Here is a 19691-nt window from a genome sequence, read left to right on the forward strand (position 1 = left end):
TTATAATTTAATAGATATTGGAAATGTTTATTAAAAACGAACGGGGATTATTTAAATGCATAATATAAAATTTAATTATTTAACTGACTTATGTTCAAGGTATCAACAAGACAAATTTTTCATTGAAGAAATTCCTCTCTCTATTTTATCCAAGGTAAATAAAAGGTTTAACATTTCAAATAATGAAGAAGTGTTTGCTTTTCTCGACTGTACGATATTTGGATCAGGGAAAATCGGTGTGTGTTTTACCGATAAGGGGTTAAGGTGGAAAAATCTAAGTGGTGAATTAGACAATATTGAATGGACTGAATTTGGCAAAGTCAATCAGATTACAGTTCAAAATAATGTCGAAGTTCATTTCGACAATAGAAAAGCATGCTTAATAGGTGGAGGAAATACGTATCCAATCCCATTGTTTATAGAACTTTTGACAAGTATAAGAGATTTCTTAAACGAATATTCTTACGAATTACTTGTACAACCGCACAATGTATTTTCTTCTTTAACGTATAATGACTTAATGAACATAAGTACATTATTTGAGAAATATGAAGAAGCTTTTGAGCCTAATAATGGTCTGTTAGTAAATCAGCATATTCCTTCAGATTTGAAAAAGAAAATAATAAAGTATTTTAATTTACAACCTAATAAAGAGATTGTTGCTTTTTTATGTACGTTTCCTTTAAAGAAGACAGACGGTATTATTATTGGTGAAAATGGAATTTATTTTAGAGAAACATTCTTCTCTCTTTATTATCCCTGGTATGTATTCCGAACGTTGCCTTTATATTTATCAGAAGATGAGCTTAATATTGGGAAAGATAACATTTTTCATCTTACTCATGCCAAAATGGAAGGTACAGAGATTCTACTTTTTCTAAAAAAACTTCAGGATTATGCTAATTCTGTTTACAAAAGCGTTCCTAACGTAGTTGATCTCTATTCTGCTAACACTAAAATTTAAAAGTCACGCTATATATTAATTAAAACCCACTTCATAATAAGATGAGATTCTGAAGTGGGTTTTTGTCGTTTCCTATAATGCACAATATGCTAACAAATTCTGAATATGGTGTACAAAATTCTTTAGTTTAAGAAATCCTTTTTATATCGAACAGCAAGATATATACCTGCAGCAAGGAATGCGAGGGAATATTTAAATAAGAAGAAAATTTGCCACATATACTCTTTTGGAAAAATGAGATCGCATAAAATAATTCCACACAACATAATAAGGGCACTTTTTAAATTTATTTGGTTGGTTCTTTCGTCAGACACACTCATCCCCAATTTTTTTTGAAATACGTATACCAAAATTATTGCGATTATAAGCGATAAAAGTCCAATACCAATCAGCATATTCCAGTTACTATTTGATTGTTCTGTCCAGGTTTTCAAAGGATAAAAGACGGCATTTTCTATTTTATCAGTTATCATTTCAATCACGCCCTCCCACATAATTAAAAATATCGTTAACATCTACGTCGAAAAAACTAGCTATTCGAAAAGCTAGAACGAGAGAAGGAGAATAATTATTTTTCTCCATCACATATATGGTTTGTTTGGATACCCCTACAGCGTCAGCCAATTCTTTTTGAGACATTCTTTTTAAAACTCGGTGCTCATACACTTTATTTTCAACGTAGTCACCATTTTTTTCTTTCAATGTAATCACCTTCCTTTTTTTGACTACAAACAAATAATACAACAAACTTATATAAAGGTAAAGTAAACTTATACAAAAGATAAATATTATTATACAATTAATGATAATAAAAAGGGTTAGACTCTTAGCGAGGAATCTAACCCTTTTTTACATTTTTAATCGAAAATATAAATTCTTTCTCACTGTCTATAAACCACATTATGTTAACTAAACTTGTATGCTATATATATTAAAAAGTAGATATTTTGTAAAAGATGTTTGACATAATGAAAATATTACCATATACTATGAATGTAAAATGTTTTTTACATTTTAGGGGTGGGTTGATAGTATGGATAATCGAATCAAAGAACTAAGGAAATCTAAAAAGTTATCTCAAGAAGCGCTAGCTAATGCATGCAATGTATCGAGACAAACGATTAATGCGATTGAGAATAACAAGTACGATCCAAGCTTAGAGCTAGCATTTCAGTTAGCAGGAAATTTGAATGTTAGTGTAGATGAATTATTTTTATACAAAAACAGGGGGAATTTATAATGAAAAATGTAAAAAATAATTATGTATGGACTGCCATTATTTTACTAAGCTGCGCTTTTGCATTGTATACGATTTATATAACAGATTTTAAAGATGGAGTTAGATTAGGTGTAACGGGAGTTATAGCAATAGTTTTGGTTATTACTACTTTATGTCAACTTGCTACGTGGGGATTTGATCGACAAATTCAAAAAGATGAGATGGGTAAGAAAATTGCTACGATGAGTGCTAAAAGAAGCTACCATATCTTAACTATAGGTCTTTTCATTCTTTGGATTTTGGATCGTATTATTTTCGTAAGAAAAAATGACTTTGGAAATGTTTCTTTGTTTGCAGCGTTATGTCTGGCATTGGTTATCTTTCCAATTGTTCAATTCTTTTCTGCCAGACGTTATAGATAATGTTTCTAGGCTTTTTAGTTCATATAACGTGTTTTATGTTAACTAAAATCATATACAGTTTAAAATTAGAAAAAACTCCCTCCAATAAATAGGGAGTTTTTCTACAGGTTAATGAGATTTAGATCGAAGATAATTCTCAGCACCTTGAGTAGTTTGTTTATAATAAAAAGAGATATTCGTGGTTTAGGCTACTTGTGCCTAAATCATGAATATGTTGACCAAATTATATATTTAAAATAAATTTTTAACCAATAAGAATCTTTTCTTCTGCATACCTAATTTTAGATTGTTTGTTTGAACGAATCGCAAGTACAAAGCCAATGGTAAGAGGTCCCACTCTGCCAATAAACATCATAATTGTAATCAGAATTCGGCCTATAGGACTTAAATCTCCTGTAAAGTTAGCACTTAATCCAACTGTTCCAGAAGCAGAGAACGTTTCAAACAAAAGGGTAGACATGTCTATACCTTTTTCTGTGATTGTGAGTAGAAAGAAAATAATAGAAACAAAAATAATGCCAGAAGTAGCAATAGAAAAAGCTCTATACACAAGCGATTTAGGAATTCGGCGTCGAAAAACATTAATCTCTTCTTTATTTGTCAATACTGACCATAAAGCAAACAATATTAAGACAAACGTAGTTATTTTAATTCCACCGCCTGTTGAACCTGGAGCCGCTCCAATAAACATAAGACCCATCATATACACTTTTGAAGGCAATGTGAGCGCCCCGATATCCAAGGTATTAAAACCAGCAGTACGAGGAACTACACCCTGAAAGTAAGCTGCCCACCATTTATCCCCCATGCTTAATTGACCTAAAGTATGAGAGTTATGATATTCTAGAGTAAAAATAATGAGTGTACTCACGGCATTTAGTAGGATAGTTGAAACTAATACAATTTTAGTGTGAAGAGAAAACTTTCTTATGTTTCGTTTCTGAAAAATGTCTGCTATGACAAAAAATCCAGTCCCTCCTATTATGAAAAGTAACGTAATCATAATATTTACGGTTGGATCTCCTACCCATTTGCTTAAATTATCTGGTTCCAAACCAAATCCTGCATTATTAAAAGCAGAGATAGAATGGAATATGCCATAATAAATAGCCTTTCCCCAGCTCATTTCTTGGGACCAACGAATAGCTAGGATAAGCGCTCCTATACCTTCCACAGCCAATGTAATTAGCACAACACGTTGGACTAATGCAATAACGCCTTGTAGCGAAAAAGCATTTAGAGATTCCTTAAGTATTAATCTTTGTTGTAATCCTATTTTTTTACCTAGTACAATAAACATGAGTATACCAATAGTCATGAATCCCCAGCCACCAACTTGAATGAGTACAAGCAAAATGAGCTGTCCAAATAAAGTAAATGTTGTCCCCGTATCTACCACGGCTAGGCCTGTTACACATACAGCAGAAGTGGCTTCAAAAAGAGCATCAATAAAGCTTAGATGATGTCTATCGCTTGTAGCAGCAGGAATCATTAATAAGCCGGTGCCGAGCAATATTAATCCTAAAAACCCCACGAACAAGATACTTGCAGGTTCCAGATGCTTCACTTTATGTTTTTTACGTGACTTAGAAATTTTCATATTACATTTCCCTTCAAAATGTTTTGATTAAAGATTTATTATATATCATACCCATTTATTTCAAAAGATGGTCATTACTTTTATTACCTTCCTATCTTCTCAGAAAGTACGTTACATTAAGTAAATAATAAAGTATCTAATGTTAATATACTTTAAATAAGATAAAATTTATTAAAAATAAAAAGATCACATCTTCTATGTAAAGGAGTAAAATAACAAACTAATTTATAAAAATAATAGTTTTATAAGGCTCTGTTAAACTTTATTGTTGATTTTTTGAATAAAGAAAAACACTATATTGAATAAAACATAGTGTCCTTGTTTCTTATGGTTGATTATCAGCTTGGCGATTCTAACAATTCATCTATTATCTTTAATTGCCTTACCCTTTCCTTTGTTGAGGAATCTAAGGAGTTATGTGTTAGAAGATTTGTTACCTTTATTGCGTAGTCACTGCTAACCATTGCCTGTCTTCTCATATGTCCTGTTGCTATGGCTTGGGCAAATGAACGTGCAGAATATTTACTAACGTCAGATTTGGAGTCTTTAGCCAATTCATTTACAATAAATCCAACTTTTCGTAAATCAAAAGCTCTAATACTTTCTTCTATTCGTTTTTGCAAAGTTTCTATTCTCAAATTTATACATAGTTCATTTTTTAAATGGTCATCGAGAAAATCTAATCCTTTTTATTGTCCTAAATCATCCATGCTATCAGGTAAATAAAGTCACGCTATAACAAACCTAACCTTTTTAATGTAGCAACCAACGGGGGGGTATTTTCTATTTGTAGAAAATACCTTTTATTTTTATAATCCTGTTGATACACGTGCATATCCAATAAACACCTATTATCACTCTTTCTTATTTTTCTCTTATTCGATTGTAATATAAAATAGAATAAGAAAGGTTATTGAACACAGAATACTGTACAGAGTTTTATTACAAAAAACACTAAAAATCGACTTTTCCCACTCAGAATGTAGCGTGTGCAGAAACGGATAAAAACCAATTATTTTTCATAAAGCTCTAACAAGCGTTTGTGTATCCAAATAGCTGCCTGTAAACCTTCTCCCATCGCTACCGTCACTTGTTCAGAATGAGCTACAATGTCTCCTGCTGCCCACACGTTTGAAACATTTGTTTCTTTTGTACGCGGATTTACGATAATGTGCTGATTTTCTAGAAGTTCTGCTCCGAGCTCATGCGCTAATTCTGTTCGAACTTTATTTCCTCCGAACGCTAAAAAACCTCTTTCTCCATAGATAAATTCATTGTTTTCGAGGATAACTCCTTTTAACATGTCTGCTTCAGCTATGACTTTTTTTATTGCCGCTTCTTTATAGGTAATGCCCTTTTGCATCAAGGTATCTGCTAAAGGTCCAATTTCTTTTTTGTCGTGATTAATGTACGTAATGTCATTTGTCCAATATGTTAACGTAAGAGATAAACTGGCTCCTACTTTTCCTGACCCTAGTACTAATACCCTTCTATTATTTACTTCATACCCATCGCAGTCGGGACATACATATACGGTTGTTCCCATGCACGGATATAGCTCTTGCTGAAGTTCAGGCGGAATCCGGTCTACGACTCCCGTCGCAAACAGTAAAGTAGCTGCTTCGTAGTTCGCAAAGTTTGTAATGACGTTAAACCCTTCTATTTCTTTTTCACACTGAAGGACACGCTCTTCTGCAAATTGAATGCCGTAGCTTTTTGCTTGCTGCCTTCCCGTTTCTCTTAGAGTTTGCCCGCTTATTCCCTCAGGCCATCCCAATATATTTTGATAATTTTTGCAAAGATTGGAACGGCCATCGTTTGAATCAATAACCAATACACTGCGCTTATATCTTCCAAGCTGAATAGCGGCTTGAAGTCCTGCAATTCCTCCACCTATAATGACACAGTCATACTTGTCTGCCACAGCACATCACCCCAACTTTTACTATTTTCTAAACAAAAGCTTCAGTTTTTCATTATCTGTTTTTCCATTATTTTTATACGCTTTATTGCCTTTATTTTTTGAAGTCATTCTACATACAAAAAAACCGCCTCGGCAGCTGCCCTGCCTAGAGACGGTTTTTTATAAAATGAAGAAAGACGATATCACTCATTTTTTGCTTCTTTTTCATTAATTTTAGTAATCAGCTCTTCTTTATATACTTCACTATCTTTCCCGTAGCGTAGACGACTATAACAGTTGGGACATAGTGCCGCAGCGTCCTTTGGCTTAGCGAATCCGCTCTCTGAAAGCTTTGAAAGATAGTACATTTGCAAAAAGGAGCTTCCATCTTTTGCGATAAACGGCGCGCTTTCTCCGCAGGCTTCACAAATACCTGCTGCGCGTTTGTGAACATATTGTTTAAGAGCGGCCGTTTGTTCGTAAATACTTGTCTTTTTTTCTTCTCCTAATGCTATATGGCGAAGCTGTTCAGTTGAATAAGGTGAAACATCCAGCTTTGCTGCTTTTTCCTCAATCACAGGATTTCGTTCAAGTTCAAAAATAATAGCTTCACGAAGCTCTCCGTCTGAGTCCCACATGATTTCTAATTGATGATTAATATACGTCACTTCATCAATGAACTCTACTACTCCAGGCTCCACGTAGTGAAACAAGTAAACGGCTTTTCCTGATAAGAAATGTTCACGAAGCGCTTTATTGCCTTTAATGAGCTGCATCGATCCTCTTTGGCCTTCTCCTGTATAGAAAAAAGCGGTTTTATCTCTGTTCCACCCGTGTCCTGTTCCGTATTCACTTCCGCTTTCTTTTGTGAAAATAAAAATATATGGATGCGCTTTCGGCGTTGATATTTCGCTTTGTTCCTGTCCTTTATAAAGCTTATGAATTTGTTTTCTGCGATAACGATGTCCTTTTTGAAAGAAATCTCCGCGCTGTAAATCCGTAATCAATGAATTGCCTCCTACTGCGGTCCTGCTTTTATAGTACTTATAGCTCTACTATACACTAATTTTTGTTTTCTTTGCAGATCGTTTCTTCTATCTATTGGATTTATATCATACAAAAAAAGCAGCTGTATGGGCAGCTGCTTTTTTGCGATAGTCAATTTTGCACCGTATAGTCTTCTCCTAGCCATTTTGTGCTGAGTTTTTTTAATGTACCGTCTTTTTTCAGCTTTTTAATCGCCTGATCGACTTCCGACTTTAACTTTTCGTCTTTTTTGTTAAACATAAAATATACTTTTGAATTAATCACGATATCTCCAACCGTTTTTTGCTGAAATTTCAGCGCTTGATTGCTAAAGTCGATGGAAAATGGTGTCGCAAGCGTAGCATCTGCCCGGCCTGTTTTTAATTGAGTTGTGGCATCATCCGCACCTTGACCGGCGTAAACTACATCGATTTTATTGCCGTGTTTTTGATTGTATTTGTCTAGATAGACAGCCGCATTGCTTGTAGCTCCTACAATCATTTTTTTACCTTCTAAATCTTTTAATGAATGAATATCATTTCGATTTTGAGGAACTGTTACATAAAGCGGAGAATAATTATATGTTTCATCATTAAATAAAAACTTTTTCTTTCGCTCAGCGTTCTGAGCCATGTTATGAGCAATCATATCAATTTTATTACTTTCTAAGCTGAGAAGCAGATTTGAAAATTCCATCGTTTTAAATTCAAATTTATAATCCTTTAGCTCTTTGTCGATTGCTCTTACTACTTCTACATCATAGCCGGTCAGTTTGCCTTTATCATCGATAAAGCAAATATTAGGAAACTGAGTGCCTGTTCCAACCACAATCGTTTGAACATCTTTTTCTTTCTTTTCTCCTGCACTTGAAGATGCGTTTGTTCCGCATCCTGCCACGCTCACAGCTACTACAATTGAAAGTAAAAACAGCCAATATTTTTTCATACGTTCCTCCCCTAAATCCCTATATTATGTAATAAAAAGAGGCTCTTGATGAAGCAGCTGCTTCATCAAGAGCCTCTGGTTAACCAGTGGGCTTACTTCGTGTAAGATTATTCACATCATAATACTAGTTAACCGATAAATCAAGTAGGTTTTTAGAAAAAGATTATCTTGACAGCCCGGTGTCTACCGCTTAAGATACAACTAATAAAACATTGAACCTACATATCTACCAGTCAACTGGAGGCAAATGGACACGATAATGCGTGTACGTTTGCTTTTTTTATTGTCGTCTACCATTTTATCTTTTGGAGGTAAAACGTATGAAATTTGCTTTATTTAGTCTTATTCAAAACATCCCGAACCCGGTTACTGGAGAAATATTCACTGCTCAAGAAAAGTTTCAGCATGTGTTAAATCAAGCAGTGCTGGCAGAAAAGTTAGGTTTTGATGCTTACGGAGTCGGCGAAAGACACGGAACTCCTTTTTTGTCTTCTTCTCCTCCTGTTGTTTTAAGTGCAATTGCGGCTAAAACGTCACACATCCGTCTCCTTACGACCGTTACCGTTCTAAGTATTTTAGACCCTGTACGAGTAGCTGAAGATTATGCAACGCTTGATCACCTATCGGGTGGACGCCTTGAACTGATTATCGGAAAAGGCAATGACCCGCGTCATTATCCGCTTTTTGGTATTACAGAAGAAGAACAATGGGAATCTCTTGCTGAAAGATACGCTCTTTTAAAACAGCTTTGGACAGAAGAAAATGTCACGTGGAGCGGCCGTTATCGTTCGCCTTTGACAAACGTTACGACTCAGCCTCGTCCGTTTCAAACTTCTATTCCCGTTTGGCATGGAAGCGCGTCAAGCCCGCTGTCTACAGAACTGGCGGCTAAATACGGAGAGCCGCTATTTTCATCTAATTCCTTCCATCCTCAGGCTAAATATAAAGCGCTGATTGACCACTACCGCGAACGTTTGGCTTATTATGGCCATGACCCACGCAAGGCCATCGTCGGTTCGGGGGCGAGTAGCCTCTATATTTCTAATACAGCGGAAGAAGCGATTCGCCGCTATCGCCCGTATTATAACGCCTTTAGCAATACAGAAGCAGCCAAACATAATCAATCGCCGTTCACATCACTAGAAGATATCGTTCAACATGGTCCTGCTTTAGTAGGAAGCCCTGAGCAAATCATTGAAAAAATAATAGACTATCACCATGCTTATGGAAACGAAGTGCTGAGCATCAGCGTAGACGGTCTAAGCGAAGCAGAACAGCGCGAACAGCTAGAGCGCTTTGCAGATGATATTGCACCTGTTCTTCGAAAAGAACTTCCCAGCAGCGTGTGGGAAAATAAAAAAAAGAAAACTCCTTTTTAACAGGAGTTTTCTTTAGCTAAAAATAATTTGTCTATTAGTTTATTAACTTTTAAACTAATAAACTACTCTGGTTAAGATGCCTGCGTGTCTGTATCGTAAATATTGGCTGTTACTTCGCTTCTTTGACAAAGTAAGATGAGCAGCCAAATGCCTCCGATAACTGGAACAAAGTTAATTAAATACCACCAGCCGCTTCTTCCTGTATCATGCAGCCGGCGAACAGTAACAGCAAGTGAAGGCAGAATCATTGCTACTCCATAGAGCAATATTAAAATAGATACAAGTAGAGCAATTGAATCAATAAAAACCAAGGCGTATAGAACAAGCGTAAAGATATAAGCAAATAATGTAAACATCCAATACTCCGTACGCGTTGCTCTTCCTCGAAACGTCGCGTAATTTTTTAACGCTTTTATATACCAGTACATGACAAACCCTCTCTTTATTTATTAAATTAAACTACCTAATCATTTAAGTCCTACGCAACTTTATTAGGTACATCAAAACGATTTAGCTGCGACTCACTTCTTAGACAAAGAAGAATTAATAGACAAATAACTCCTGCAATCGGAATAATACTAATGAGCTGCCACCAGCCGCTTCTTCCTATGTCATGCAGTCGGCGTGCCGTCACAGCAAGAGATGGAATGAGGACTGCAACAAGATAAACTATACGCAAAAACGGAGGCATATCTGTTATAAGTTCAATAGCTGAAAGCACACACCTTTATAAACACGGCAGGCCATATCTTCACTTATGTTCGGTAAAAGTAAGGTTCACATGAGCTTTCATGGGTAATTACATAAGTCCACGTGAAGTTTTTATCAACCACATATAAATCTTCTAAATACATGTTTGTATTTTCACTTAAATCAGCGCTTGTTAGATACTTACATTTAGATAGCTGCAGCACTCGTTCATCATGCTCAAACAGCAAATAACAGTCGTTCTTTATTTGCTGTTCGAACGCTTGAACCGCTTGTTCTCCTTGCAAGCAAGGGAGCTTTTCATAGCTAAACGCATGCCACAAAAATTGGTCCATATAAATTTTCTTTTTTTGCGATGCGCTTAAAGCACTTGCAAATTCATTTTCCCATCGCTTTCGAAAGAATTCACCTTGATTCGGTAATTTTTTAACAAACATTCCTTCTTTCTTTAACGCATCTTTCATTTTCACTGTGCTTTTCCATCCTTTATCCTGTATTCATTTCTTTTTATCGGCTTCTTAGCTTATTTGTCCACTAGTACCCGTGCGTTAGATTCTTTGCTTTTTGACCAAATTCACTTTATAAAACGTCGGCTTTAACGTGCACAAAAACAATACAATTGTACTTAAAAACATAACCAGGCTTCCACCAATTACAGCTTCCTGAATCGAAAAGATGTGCGCAGCCATGCCGCATAAAAAAGTCATGATAATGATCAGGAGTGACTCAAGCAGTCCATATATACTTCCTACTCGACCCATCATGTCAACGGGAATACTGTTTTGATAAAAGGTTTGAAAACCAGCACTTGCAAAAGCTAACGCAAAAGATAAGCTAAAAAATCCTGCTCCGATAGTTTGAAAAGAAGAGGAACACGCATACAGCAAATAACCAAGCGACACCCCTACACTGCCGGCGCCTATGAGAAAGTTCGTCGACAGCTTCTTAGCAAACAGTGTATTCACAACTGCTCCAATCATAATGCCAGCTCCTGCTATGCTTAATAAAAATCCGTATTCGCTTTCGGACAAAGGAATGACTTTTGTTGCAAATGAAACTTCAAGAGAATCAATTGCCGTGGCCATGACCATTAAGAAACTGAATAATACATAAATGGTGATAATGTATCTGTTGGCTCTACTGAAACGAAACACCGCTTTCCAATCCTCTCGAATGGTGTTTACAGACAGCTTATTTTCTTTAACTTCTGTTTTTGTATCCAGGTTCGGCATAAACAAAGTAACCACTCCTGACGATACCAGCGCTGCAGCAGTAGCATAAATGGCAAACGCTGGCGTTCCAATCATAAATAGCGCACCTGCTGCGGCTGGCCCAATAAGAAAACCGCCTGAATCAATCAAACTGCGCAGCGAATTAAATCTTTTTCGTTTTTTACGTGGAATAAGCTTTGTGATATAAACCATCGATGCTGGCCGAAACATTGAACTTGCCATACTCATGATAAATACCAGCACATAAATGATCAGTATGGATGAGAAAAACGGAAAGCAAGCAATAATCCCCGCGCGCGTCCAATCTAAAAACAGCATAAGCTTCCGTTTGTTCATGCGGTCAATTAAGCTTCCAGACCATATATTTGTACATAGCGCAGCAAGCGGCTTTATCATGTATAGCCCTGAAACCGCAAGCGGCGAATTCGTCATATCAAGCATCATGACATTTAAAGCAATTAAATAAATCCAGTCCCCGATATTGCTAATGCCAATTCCAAACAGTAATAAACACGGGTATTTCCAAGACAACAGCTTATTTTTCATAAAAGAAAGGCCTCCGCTTCACTATTGATTTCGATCAATAAAAAAATCCCACCCCCAAGACATTTGTCTTAGGGGCGAGATTATGAATCGCGGTGCCACCCTAGTTTGTTCATATGTCGCCATATAAACCTTATCGAGTACGGCTTTCTCTTATACTCTAGCTTTGTAACGGAAGCAGCCGTCGCACTATCACGTTAGATCCAGTGCGCTGCTCAGAGGCTTGTTTCAACAGCGTTTTTCTTGCTCCTTTTCAGCTTCCGGAGCTCTCTGCTAAGAATACGCGCTGTCTACTTTTCTCTTCACGGCATTTAATTTCTAACATCTTACCATTATTATCTATTTTTTGTAAATACTTTATTTCAAAATCATTTTTTGCGGCTGAGAAAAGAATAGTCGATACCCTAGATATACGAAATAAATGATAGACGCCACCAGCACGATTCCCCACATATTGTACATATCCTTATTTCCCCATACGCCTGTTAGTGAAAACAGCGCTGGAATCGTCAACGTCACCCACGACTGGACAATCGCCACTTTCCCCACATATGCAGATACATCTTTTTTGCTCGTATTAAGCACATAAAATAAAAACCATAAAAACGACCAAAGAATCCATGTAATGGCATTAACTACGTCATGATAGTGAACAAGAGAAACCGTAACGTACACTAAAGCGATAATCGATACCCAAAGCGAGTAATAGCCAAGTCCTGTTCCCTGCATTCCCTTTAATACAGTCACCCCTACATACAAATACGTAAGGCCAAATAAAAAGATTGCCGTTCTTTCATACAAAATCCAGTTGCTTTGATCTGACGTAATAATTAAATAAAACGGAACAATAACTTGAAAAGCTCCAACAAATAAGTTAAATACGCCTACGTTTTTTTCATCTGCTTTTCCAAGCAGCATCAGTCCGTTTAAAAATAAAGCTGCACCTGACAGCAACAGTCCAATTTGATCCATTTTTCAGTAAGAAAAGCCCCCAGCTTTTCTTGTCCTCCTCTGCGTCGATGTTTTTCTTTAGGATGTGCGGAGTTGTAGTTTACATGTAAAAAAGAAAAAGCAATTCCTTTTGAAAAGGAAACTGCTTTTCTTTCTGTTTCTATTACACTTATAAAATGAAGCTGACAACAATTGCTGACAGTACGCTTACAAGCGTAGCTCCGTACAGTAAACGAAGACCAAAGCGCGCTACTGTATTTCCTTGCTTTTCGCTTAAGCCTTTAACAGCTCCTGACACGATTCCAATTGATGAGAAGTTAGCAAATGATACTAAGAATACAGATACAATTCCAAGCGTTTTAGCACTGAATGTTGAAGCCATATCCGACAGGCTCATCATTGCCACAAATTCATTTGTTACAAGTTTTGTTGCCATAATTCCACCCGCTGCCACAACTTCTGAAGCAGGAACACCCATGATGAATGCAAACGGTGCAAACACATAGCCAAGAAGATGCTGGAACGATAGACCAAATAACATTTCAAACACGTTATCAATCGCAGCCATCAGCGCAACGAAACCAATTAGCATCGCACCTACGATAATTGCTACTTTAAATCCATCCATAATGTATTCGCCAAGCATTTCGAAGAACGTTTGCTTATGACCTGTTTGTACCTCTAAAATATCTTCTTGATCCGTTACTGTGTAAGGGTTAATAATAGAAGAAATAATAAATCCGCCAAATAAGTTAATAACGATTGCTGTTACTACGTATTTTGGTTCAATCATTGTCATATAAGCACCGACAATTGACATTGAAACAGTCGACATAGCTGATGCACAAAGCGTATATAAACGATTTGGCGGCAGTTTGTCTAGTTGCTTTTTAACAGTAATGAATACTTCTGACTGACCTACAATCGCGGAAGCTACTGCGTTATAAGACTCTAATTTTCCCATTCCGTTAATCTTGCTGAGAACTAAGCCAATCCATTTCATAATGAACGGAAGGATTTTAAAGTGCTGTAAAATCCCAATCAAGACAGAGATAAAAACAATCGGAAGCAGCACGTTTAAGAAAAACGGCATTGATCCTTTATTCGCAATGCCTCCAAATACGAACTCTACTCCTTGGTTTGCGTATGAAAGCAGCTTTCCAAAAACGCTGGCAATCGCATTGATAATAATCAAACCAAACTTTGTGTTAAGAAGTAAAGCTGATAAAAGAACTTGAATCACAACCATAATAACGATTGGTTTATATTTGATTTCTTTACGGTTATTACTTGCAAGATACGCTAATCCAAAGACAACGAGTAACCCTAAGATGCCAATTAAATATTTCATAGTATCCTCCACTGCTTACTTATTTTTGTAAGTCTTTTGATGAAAAATAGCCCGGTAAGATTTCGTTGATGTTGGTAATCACAAAATCTCCTTTTAGGTTTGCTAAGATAATTTGTGTGTGATCATCACAGAACTCAGCTAATACTTGTCTGCATGCGCCGCAAGGAGAAATTGGTCCGTCCGTATCTCCTACAACTGCAATAGCTGAAAACTGTTTGTCCCCTTCTGAAACAGCTTTAAAGATTGCCGTTCGCTCAGCACAGTTCGTCAATCCATAGGAAGCGTTTTCAATATTGCATCCACGATAAATCTTCCCATCGGTTGTTAAAAGAGCTGCACCAACATGGAAGTGAGAATATGGTACATGTGCCTGTTTGCTTGCTGCGATTGCTTCATCTATTAATTGTTTTGGCTCCACAGTCATCATCCTTTGCTTAGTTTACAGCAGGTTAGTTAGTACTAACCTGCTGTCATTTATTAATAATCAGAGTTGCTTAATTGACCTTTTGCAATTGATACGCCAGAGCTTGCACCAATACGTGTTGCACCAGCTTCAATCATTGCTTTTGCATCTTCTAAGCCTCGAACGCCTCCAGAAGCTTTTACACCTACATCTGGTCCAACCGTTTTTCTCATAAGCGCTACGTCTTCTACCGTTGCGCCTCCTGTAGAAAAGCCCGTTGACGTTTTAACAAAATCAGCTCCAGCTTTTACAGCTAGCTCAGAAACTTTTGCTTTTTCTTCGTCTGTTAAAAGAGCTGTTTCAATAATTACTTTTACTAGCGCTTTGCCTTTTGCAGCATCTACTACTGCTTGAATGTCGCTTTGCACTAAGTCATAGTTTTTATCTTTTAACGCGCCGATGTTGATTACCATATCTACTTCATCTGCACCGTTTTCGATTGCATTTGTTGTTTCGAATGCTTTTACTGCTGAAGTAGTAGCTCCAAGAGGGAAACCGATTACCGTACATACCTTCACTTCTGGAGCATCTTTTAATAACTCAGCTGCTTTTTTTACCCACGTTGGATTTACACAAACCGAAGCGAATGAATATTCTTTTGCTTCTTGTGCTAAAACCGTAATTTGCTCTTCTGTCGCATCTGCTTTTAATAATGTATGATCAATAATACCCGTAATGTTTTGACTCATTTTGTACTTCCTCTCTGTCTCTTAATGAATTTCTTTATAAATTAACGTTGGAGCTTCCACTTTTTCAGCGACCGTGCTGTAAGAATCGTAGACGATATCCATTACTTCCTGTACATTTTCGCTGTTGCTGTGAATTGTAACAAGAGAGTCACCTTTTTTCACTTGGTCGCCAACTTTTTTATTAAGCATGATACCAACTGCTAAGTCGATTTCAGATTCTTTTGTTGCACGTCCTGCACCTAGCTTCATTGCTGCTACACCGATTTTTTCTGCAACGATTTCTGAAATGTAGCCATCTTCTTTTGCTGGCACTTCAATTTTGTGCGCTGCATCCGGTAATTTAGACGGATCGTCTGCAACAGAAGCGTCTCCGCCTTGTGCGCTTAAGAACGTTTTGAACGATTCTAATGCTTTTCCGTTTTTAATTACTTCTTGAAGCATTGCACGCGCTTCATCTAAGCTGCTTGCTTTTTCAGCAAGTACAACCATGTGACTTCCTAATGTTAAGCAAAGCTCTGTTAAATCTTCAGGACCTTCGCCTTTTAACGTGTCGATAGCTTCTTTCACTTCAAGTGCATTACCAACCGCAAATCCTAGAGGCTGGCTCATATCTGAGATGATTGCTTTTGTGTTTCGGCCTACGCCTTTTCCGATTTCAACCATTGCTTTTGCTAATTCTTCAGCGTCTTCAAGCTTTTTCATAAATGCGCCGTTCCCCGTTTTTACATCGAGGCAAATAGCATCTGCTCCAGCTGCAATTTTCTTACTCATAATTGAGCTTGCAATTAACGGAATCGAATCAACCGTTGCTGTTACATCACGAAGCGCATAAAGTTTTTTATCCGCCGGCGTTAAGTCTCCGCTTTGACCGATAACGGCAATTTTATTTGTATTTACTAAACGAATGAATTCTTCATTTGTAATTTCAACGTGGAAGCCAGGCACTGCTTCAAGTTTGTCAATGGTACCGCCAGTGTGTCCTAAGCCGCGGCCAGACATTTTGGCAACCGGTACATCAACCGCAGCTACTAAAGGTCCTAATACAAGTGTTGTTGTATCACCTACGCCGCCTGTGCTGTGTTTGTCTACTTTAATACCTTCAATTTTTGATAAGTCGATTTGATCGCCTGATTCAACCATTGCTTGCGTTAAATTTACGCGTTCTTCCTGCGTCATTCCTTGAAAGTAAATCGCCATCGCAAATGCCGATAGCTGATAATCAGGTAAATCCCCTTTTGTATAACCTTCGATAATAAAATCGATTTCAGCTTTATTTAATTCATGTCCATTACGTTTTTTTTCAATTAAGTCAACCATTCTCATGACGTTTTCCCCCTAAAAGTATCTGCATATTGTGCATCCACTAAAACGTTTTCAACAACTTACACCCTTACTATATAATAGCTTTGAACAATTGTAAACAGATATATTTACATTTGTTCAAAAATATTTATAGCCGCTGTTTTAGTGAATAAAAAAAGACTTCCGCACTCGGAAGTCTTCCCTTATTTTTCAGCTTTTATCACAAATGACAACATGATTCGATACTTATTCTTTACCTTTTTATAAGGAATTAATACATATGGCTGATCAGGCGGCGTAAAACGTTCAGTTCCTTTTTGATTAGCATCAGGAGAAAAATACATTCTTCCCCACCGTTTAATAATATAGCCCGTGGTTCCTTTGGCAATCACTCCGTCTTTTGAGACGTCTGTTTGAAAAGGATACCGGTTTCGCTGCGCCTGCAGAGATGACGCCGAATAAGATACAATATCTTCTACTATTTCAATCCGATGAAGCTTTTGCTCTTGAAAAAACAGCGTCTTCATCTCCCTTACTCTTGTTTATCTAACAAAAAGCGCGCCGTGAACTGATCCGTAACGAGCACATTTGCAAATTTCCCTTGCAGCGCTCCGTAAATGCTGTCAATTTTCTGGTCCCCGCCCGCTACTAAAATGGCGTACTCTTTCTTCTTTAGTTCGTCCAAATCAAGTCCAAGCGTCCGTTCATCCAGGCTTTCATTGCAAATTTGTCCATCTTTATCAAAAAAACGTGAACAAATGTCTCCTACTGCCCGCGAGGAAATCATCTCTACATCTTGTTCGGAAAAGTAGCCAAGCTGAAAAAGCAGCGAATCCGTTTTAATGGGTCCCGTAGTAAAGACGGCAATATTGGCTTGTTTGCCTAAATCTAAAATACGCTTAATATGACGATCCGTTTCCATTGCTTTTTTGACTACCACGTGATCGACGATTACAGGCAAAGGAAGATGCATAGGAGGCGTATTGTATGCCTTTCCAAATAAGTACATAATTTCAGAAGCATATGTGCTCGTTTCCGAATGGCTTACTCCGCCTTTTAACTGCACAACCTGCACGTCATTCACATACTTTTGTTTTAAATCGATGGCCACTTGATAAAGAGTTGTTCCCCACGTCACCCCAATAATATCTCCGTCTTTTACGATGTCATAGAGATAGTCAGCTGCTGCCACGCCTAGATGACTTTTAATAATGTGATTTTCATATTGAGGCACCGGTGTGACGATTGCTTTTTTTAAATTGAATTTTTGTTCAAGTTGAGAAGACAATTTTTCACTATTGATAGATGAATCCACAATTTTAATTTGAACAATGCCTTCTTCTTTTGCTGTCTGCAGCAATCGAGAAACCGTAGGCCTTGATACACCAAGCTTTTTTGCAATTTCACTTTGATTATAATCAAGAATATAATACATCCTTGCCGCTTCAATCACCTTATTAAATTTCTCTTGATCCATCTCCATCGACTTGTTCTCCCCTACCTCATGAATTTCTTATCCCAATTTTACCAAACTTATGTCTTTAGTTTACTTGTTTGATGAACAAAATTTCAAGAGGGGATTTTATAAAAAGAAAAAAGAACTTCACCTTATAACATAAGATAAAAAGTTCTTTCTGATTTTGTATGCATTTTAATCATTCTAATATTGGAGTGCGTTAATTTTTTAACTTTTAGCATAACATTTATTATGAATCAAAAAGCAAGACTGACATTCGTCTATTTCTTCATGAGTTACTGATGTTACAAACTTTTCTGTAGTATATGGATTATAATATATATACTCATAGTCATTTGAAACTTCAGTTTTAATTCCTGCAAATTCACCTACCACAAAGGCATGAACGCTTTTTTGCTTAGTCTTACGGACTTTATCTTGACCCTTTTTTTGAACACGAAATTTTACATTTTCCAACAGTATTCCCTCTCCATATCCAATAACCTTTTTGGTAGTAGCATCCTGAATAGAAAACATATTTTTATGCAAGTTTCTATACACTCTTATTTTCTGACCTATTTCAATAGTTTGCTCTTCTCTAAGATGTATCATATATTCACCTACCACTACTAAGTTCTTTATAAAGTAGCTTGTCCATATGTAGAGAAAATATATATATCTATATAAAAAAACATAAGTTGCACAAAAGCTTGCTTTTGTGCAATTTATGTTTAAGAAAATGAACACACGCATGGTACCGTTTCATCTGAAGTTTTTAAGAATTTGTCTATTCCTTCGCAATCCATCTGTTGTCTATATTGTTTTAATGTATAAGGTCCACCGTTCTTTTTCAGAATGGAAACATCTTTGTCAAAATGTTTACGGAAATTCTCTTCCATTTCTTCTTGCTCCGCGTAACGTTCGGGCCAAATTTTATACAATTGTGCATAATGTTGAAAACCTCCTCGAACACATCTTCCTCCACAGTTAGCGTGAGAGAAGCCTAGCTCATACATACGAGGTAATTTAATACCCCATTCATTCTCAATAATTGATTTAGCATCAATATCTTCACGAAAAGTATCAACCATTGGAAAACGTGTTTCGATAGGCTCTAAAGGATAATGCTTATAAAACTCCGTTAAATTATCGGAACGATGAGTTTCATGAGGACCAATTCCAAAATACAAAATTGGCTCTAGATTATGTTTATCGCGAAGCTCTTCTAAGAAAACTATCGTTTGATATACCTTCAACTCCTCCGAACACTTCGCCAAACGAGAATTCCCTAAAAAGCGGTAATCGTAGAAGACTTCTTCTGGCGTTCTCCCATCGATTCTTTCAGTAATCTCAAGACCTATATAGTCAGACACTTCATCCATAAACCGGTAATTATCTTCATCTTCCCATAACGTATTAGTAAAGAATAAAATACAATTTTCTTTTCCATAAGTTTGTACCATTTGGTAAGCTACATATGCACTAGCAGCTCCACCACTAAACATTGCAACATGGACAGGTTTTCTTTCCATAACTAG

General features: G+C 36.8%; 23 protein-coding genes, 1 pseudogene and 1 other annotated feature. Of the genes and pseudogenes, 4 read left to right on the forward strand and 20 right to left on the reverse strand.

All coding sequences use genetic code 11. From position 1 onward, the window contains the following. The first annotated feature begins 55 nt into the window (after positions 1-55). Complete coding sequence (locus AC0KUU_RS17300; protein ID WP_322552172.1) at positions 56-964, forward strand: hypothetical protein; 909 nt, start codon at positions 56-58, stop codon at positions 962-964. A 122-nt stretch (positions 965-1086) separates the two neighbouring features. Here AC0KUU_RS17300 and AC0KUU_RS17305 read toward each other — a convergent pair whose 3' ends face one another. Both AC0KUU_RS17305 and AC0KUU_RS17310 read right to left on the reverse strand, forming a co-directional pair. Beyond that, entirely contained in the window at positions 1087-1437 is a 351-nt protein-coding gene (locus tag AC0KUU_RS17305) for a DUF2178 domain-containing protein (protein ID WP_322552173.1), read from the reverse strand. Position 1438: 1 nt separating this feature from the next. Continuing rightward, entirely contained in the window at positions 1439-1666 is a 228-nt protein-coding gene (locus AC0KUU_RS17310; protein WP_226555534.1) for a helix-turn-helix transcriptional regulator, read from the reverse strand. 331 nt (positions 1667-1997) lie between these two features. Here AC0KUU_RS17310 and AC0KUU_RS17315 point away from each other — a divergent pair, with 331 nt between their 5' ends. Further along, on the forward strand, positions 1998-2204 hold the full coding sequence (locus AC0KUU_RS17315; protein WP_061860303.1) for a helix-turn-helix transcriptional regulator: 207 nt from the start codon (positions 1998-2000) through the stop codon (positions 2202-2204). Then, positions 2204-2605 (forward strand): hypothetical protein, encoded by a 402-nt coding sequence (locus AC0KUU_RS17320; protein WP_211079785.1) that lies wholly within the window; start codon positions 2204-2206, stop codon positions 2603-2605. The genes AC0KUU_RS17315 and AC0KUU_RS17320 overlap by 1 nt, the downstream gene beginning before the upstream one ends. A 244-nt stretch (positions 2606-2849) precedes the next feature. Here AC0KUU_RS17320 and AC0KUU_RS17325 read toward each other — a convergent pair whose 3' ends face one another. The 5 genes and pseudogenes from AC0KUU_RS17325 to AC0KUU_RS17345 form a co-directional block, all read right to left on the reverse strand. Next, positions 2850-4205 carry a TrkH family potassium uptake protein gene (locus AC0KUU_RS17325; RefSeq protein WP_322552174.1) on the reverse strand — a complete coding sequence of 452 codons (1356 nt, stop codon included), beginning with the start codon at positions 4203-4205 and terminating at the stop codon, positions 2850-2852. 338 nt (positions 4206-4543) lie between these two features. Beyond that, positions 4544-4876 (reverse strand): annotated as a pseudogene (locus tag AC0KUU_RS17330) (putative immunity protein); the annotation flags it as partial. Between the two features lie 341 nt (positions 4877-5217). Beyond that, a complete protein-coding gene (locus tag AC0KUU_RS17335; protein ID WP_322552175.1) occupies positions 5218-6129 on the reverse strand; it encodes an NAD(P)/FAD-dependent oxidoreductase in 912 nt (303 codons plus the stop codon). A 182-nt stretch (positions 6130-6311) separates the two neighbouring features. Further along, positions 6312-7115: an SRA domain-containing endonuclease gene (locus AC0KUU_RS17340; protein ID WP_043982758.1), complete on the reverse strand. Its 804-nt coding sequence runs from the start codon at positions 7113-7115 to the stop codon at positions 6312-6314. A gap of 151 nt (positions 7116-7266) precedes the next feature. Beyond that, positions 7267-8079 (reverse strand): amino acid ABC transporter substrate-binding protein, encoded by an 813-nt coding sequence (locus tag AC0KUU_RS17345; protein ID WP_322552176.1) that lies wholly within the window; start codon positions 8077-8079, stop codon positions 7267-7269. 320 nt (positions 8080-8399) lie between these two features. Between AC0KUU_RS17345 and AC0KUU_RS17350 the strand changes: the two genes are divergently transcribed. Then, the gene (locus AC0KUU_RS17350; RefSeq protein WP_322552177.1) at positions 8400-9458 is read left to right on the forward strand and encodes an LLM class flavin-dependent oxidoreductase; all 1059 of its coding nucleotides are present in this window, start codon (positions 8400-8402) and stop codon (positions 9456-9458) included. Positions 9459-9529: 71 nt separating this feature from the next. Here AC0KUU_RS17350 and AC0KUU_RS17355 read toward each other — a convergent pair whose 3' ends face one another. The 13 genes from AC0KUU_RS17355 to AC0KUU_RS17415 form a co-directional block, all read right to left on the reverse strand. Then, positions 9530-9886: a DUF805 domain-containing protein gene (locus tag AC0KUU_RS17355; protein ID WP_043982754.1), complete on the reverse strand. Its 357-nt coding sequence runs from the start codon at positions 9884-9886 to the stop codon at positions 9530-9532. A gap of 50 nt (positions 9887-9936) precedes the next feature. Beyond that, entirely contained in the window at positions 9937-10179 is a 243-nt protein-coding gene (locus tag AC0KUU_RS17360; RefSeq protein ID WP_237074484.1) for a DUF805 domain-containing protein, read from the reverse strand. A gap of 34 nt (positions 10180-10213) precedes the next feature. Then, a complete protein-coding gene (locus AC0KUU_RS17365) occupies positions 10214-10630 on the reverse strand; it encodes a DUF4275 family protein (RefSeq protein ID WP_241771403.1) in 417 nt (138 codons plus the stop codon). A gap of 84 nt (positions 10631-10714) precedes the next feature. Beyond that, positions 10715-11944, reverse strand: a complete 1230-nt coding sequence (locus AC0KUU_RS17370) for an MFS transporter (protein WP_162214438.1) — start codon at positions 11942-11944, stop codon at positions 10715-10717. A 67-nt stretch (positions 11945-12011) separates the two neighbouring features. Beyond that, positions 12012-12256: a binding site (T-box leader), on the reverse strand. Between the two features lie 42 nt (positions 12257-12298). Then, positions 12299-12913 (reverse strand): AmiS/UreI family transporter, encoded by a 615-nt coding sequence (locus AC0KUU_RS17375; RefSeq protein WP_025751370.1) that lies wholly within the window; start codon positions 12911-12913, stop codon positions 12299-12301. Positions 12914-13061: 148 nt separating this feature from the next. Next, entirely contained in the window at positions 13062-14243 is a 1182-nt protein-coding gene (locus AC0KUU_RS17380; RefSeq protein WP_013083603.1) for a NupC/NupG family nucleoside CNT transporter, read from the reverse strand. Positions 14244-14262: 19 nt separating this feature from the next. Beyond that, positions 14263-14661, reverse strand: coding sequence for a cytidine deaminase (locus AC0KUU_RS17385; RefSeq protein ID WP_013057475.1), 399 nt, complete (start codon positions 14659-14661; stop codon positions 14263-14265). A gap of 59 nt (positions 14662-14720) precedes the next feature. Continuing rightward, complete coding sequence (gene deoC, locus AC0KUU_RS17390) at positions 14721-15395, reverse strand: deoxyribose-phosphate aldolase (protein WP_013057476.1); 675 nt, start codon at positions 15393-15395, stop codon at positions 14721-14723. A 21-nt stretch (positions 15396-15416) separates the two neighbouring features. Beyond that, positions 15417-16718 (reverse strand): pyrimidine-nucleoside phosphorylase, encoded by a 1302-nt coding sequence (locus tag AC0KUU_RS17395; RefSeq protein ID WP_162214439.1) that lies wholly within the window; start codon positions 16716-16718, stop codon positions 15417-15419. A gap of 182 nt (positions 16719-16900) precedes the next feature. Then, positions 16901-17224 carry a hypothetical protein gene (locus AC0KUU_RS17400; RefSeq protein ID WP_322552178.1) on the reverse strand — a complete coding sequence of 108 codons (324 nt, stop codon included), beginning with the start codon at positions 17222-17224 and terminating at the stop codon, positions 16901-16903. Between the two features lie 5 nt (positions 17225-17229). Continuing rightward, positions 17230-18180 (reverse strand): sugar-binding transcriptional regulator, encoded by a 951-nt coding sequence (locus AC0KUU_RS17405; protein WP_035335328.1) that lies wholly within the window; start codon positions 18178-18180, stop codon positions 17230-17232. Positions 18181-18381: 201 nt separating this feature from the next. Beyond that, a complete protein-coding gene (locus AC0KUU_RS17410) occupies positions 18382-18765 on the reverse strand; it encodes a hypothetical protein (protein ID WP_028408962.1) in 384 nt (127 codons plus the stop codon). A 119-nt stretch (positions 18766-18884) separates the two neighbouring features. After that, complete coding sequence (locus AC0KUU_RS17415; protein ID WP_231504516.1) at positions 18885-19685, reverse strand: hypothetical protein; 801 nt, start codon at positions 19683-19685, stop codon at positions 18885-18887. Between the last annotated feature and the right edge of the window lie 6 nt (positions 19686-19691).

The organism is Priestia sp. ST2 (assembly GCF_055810735.1).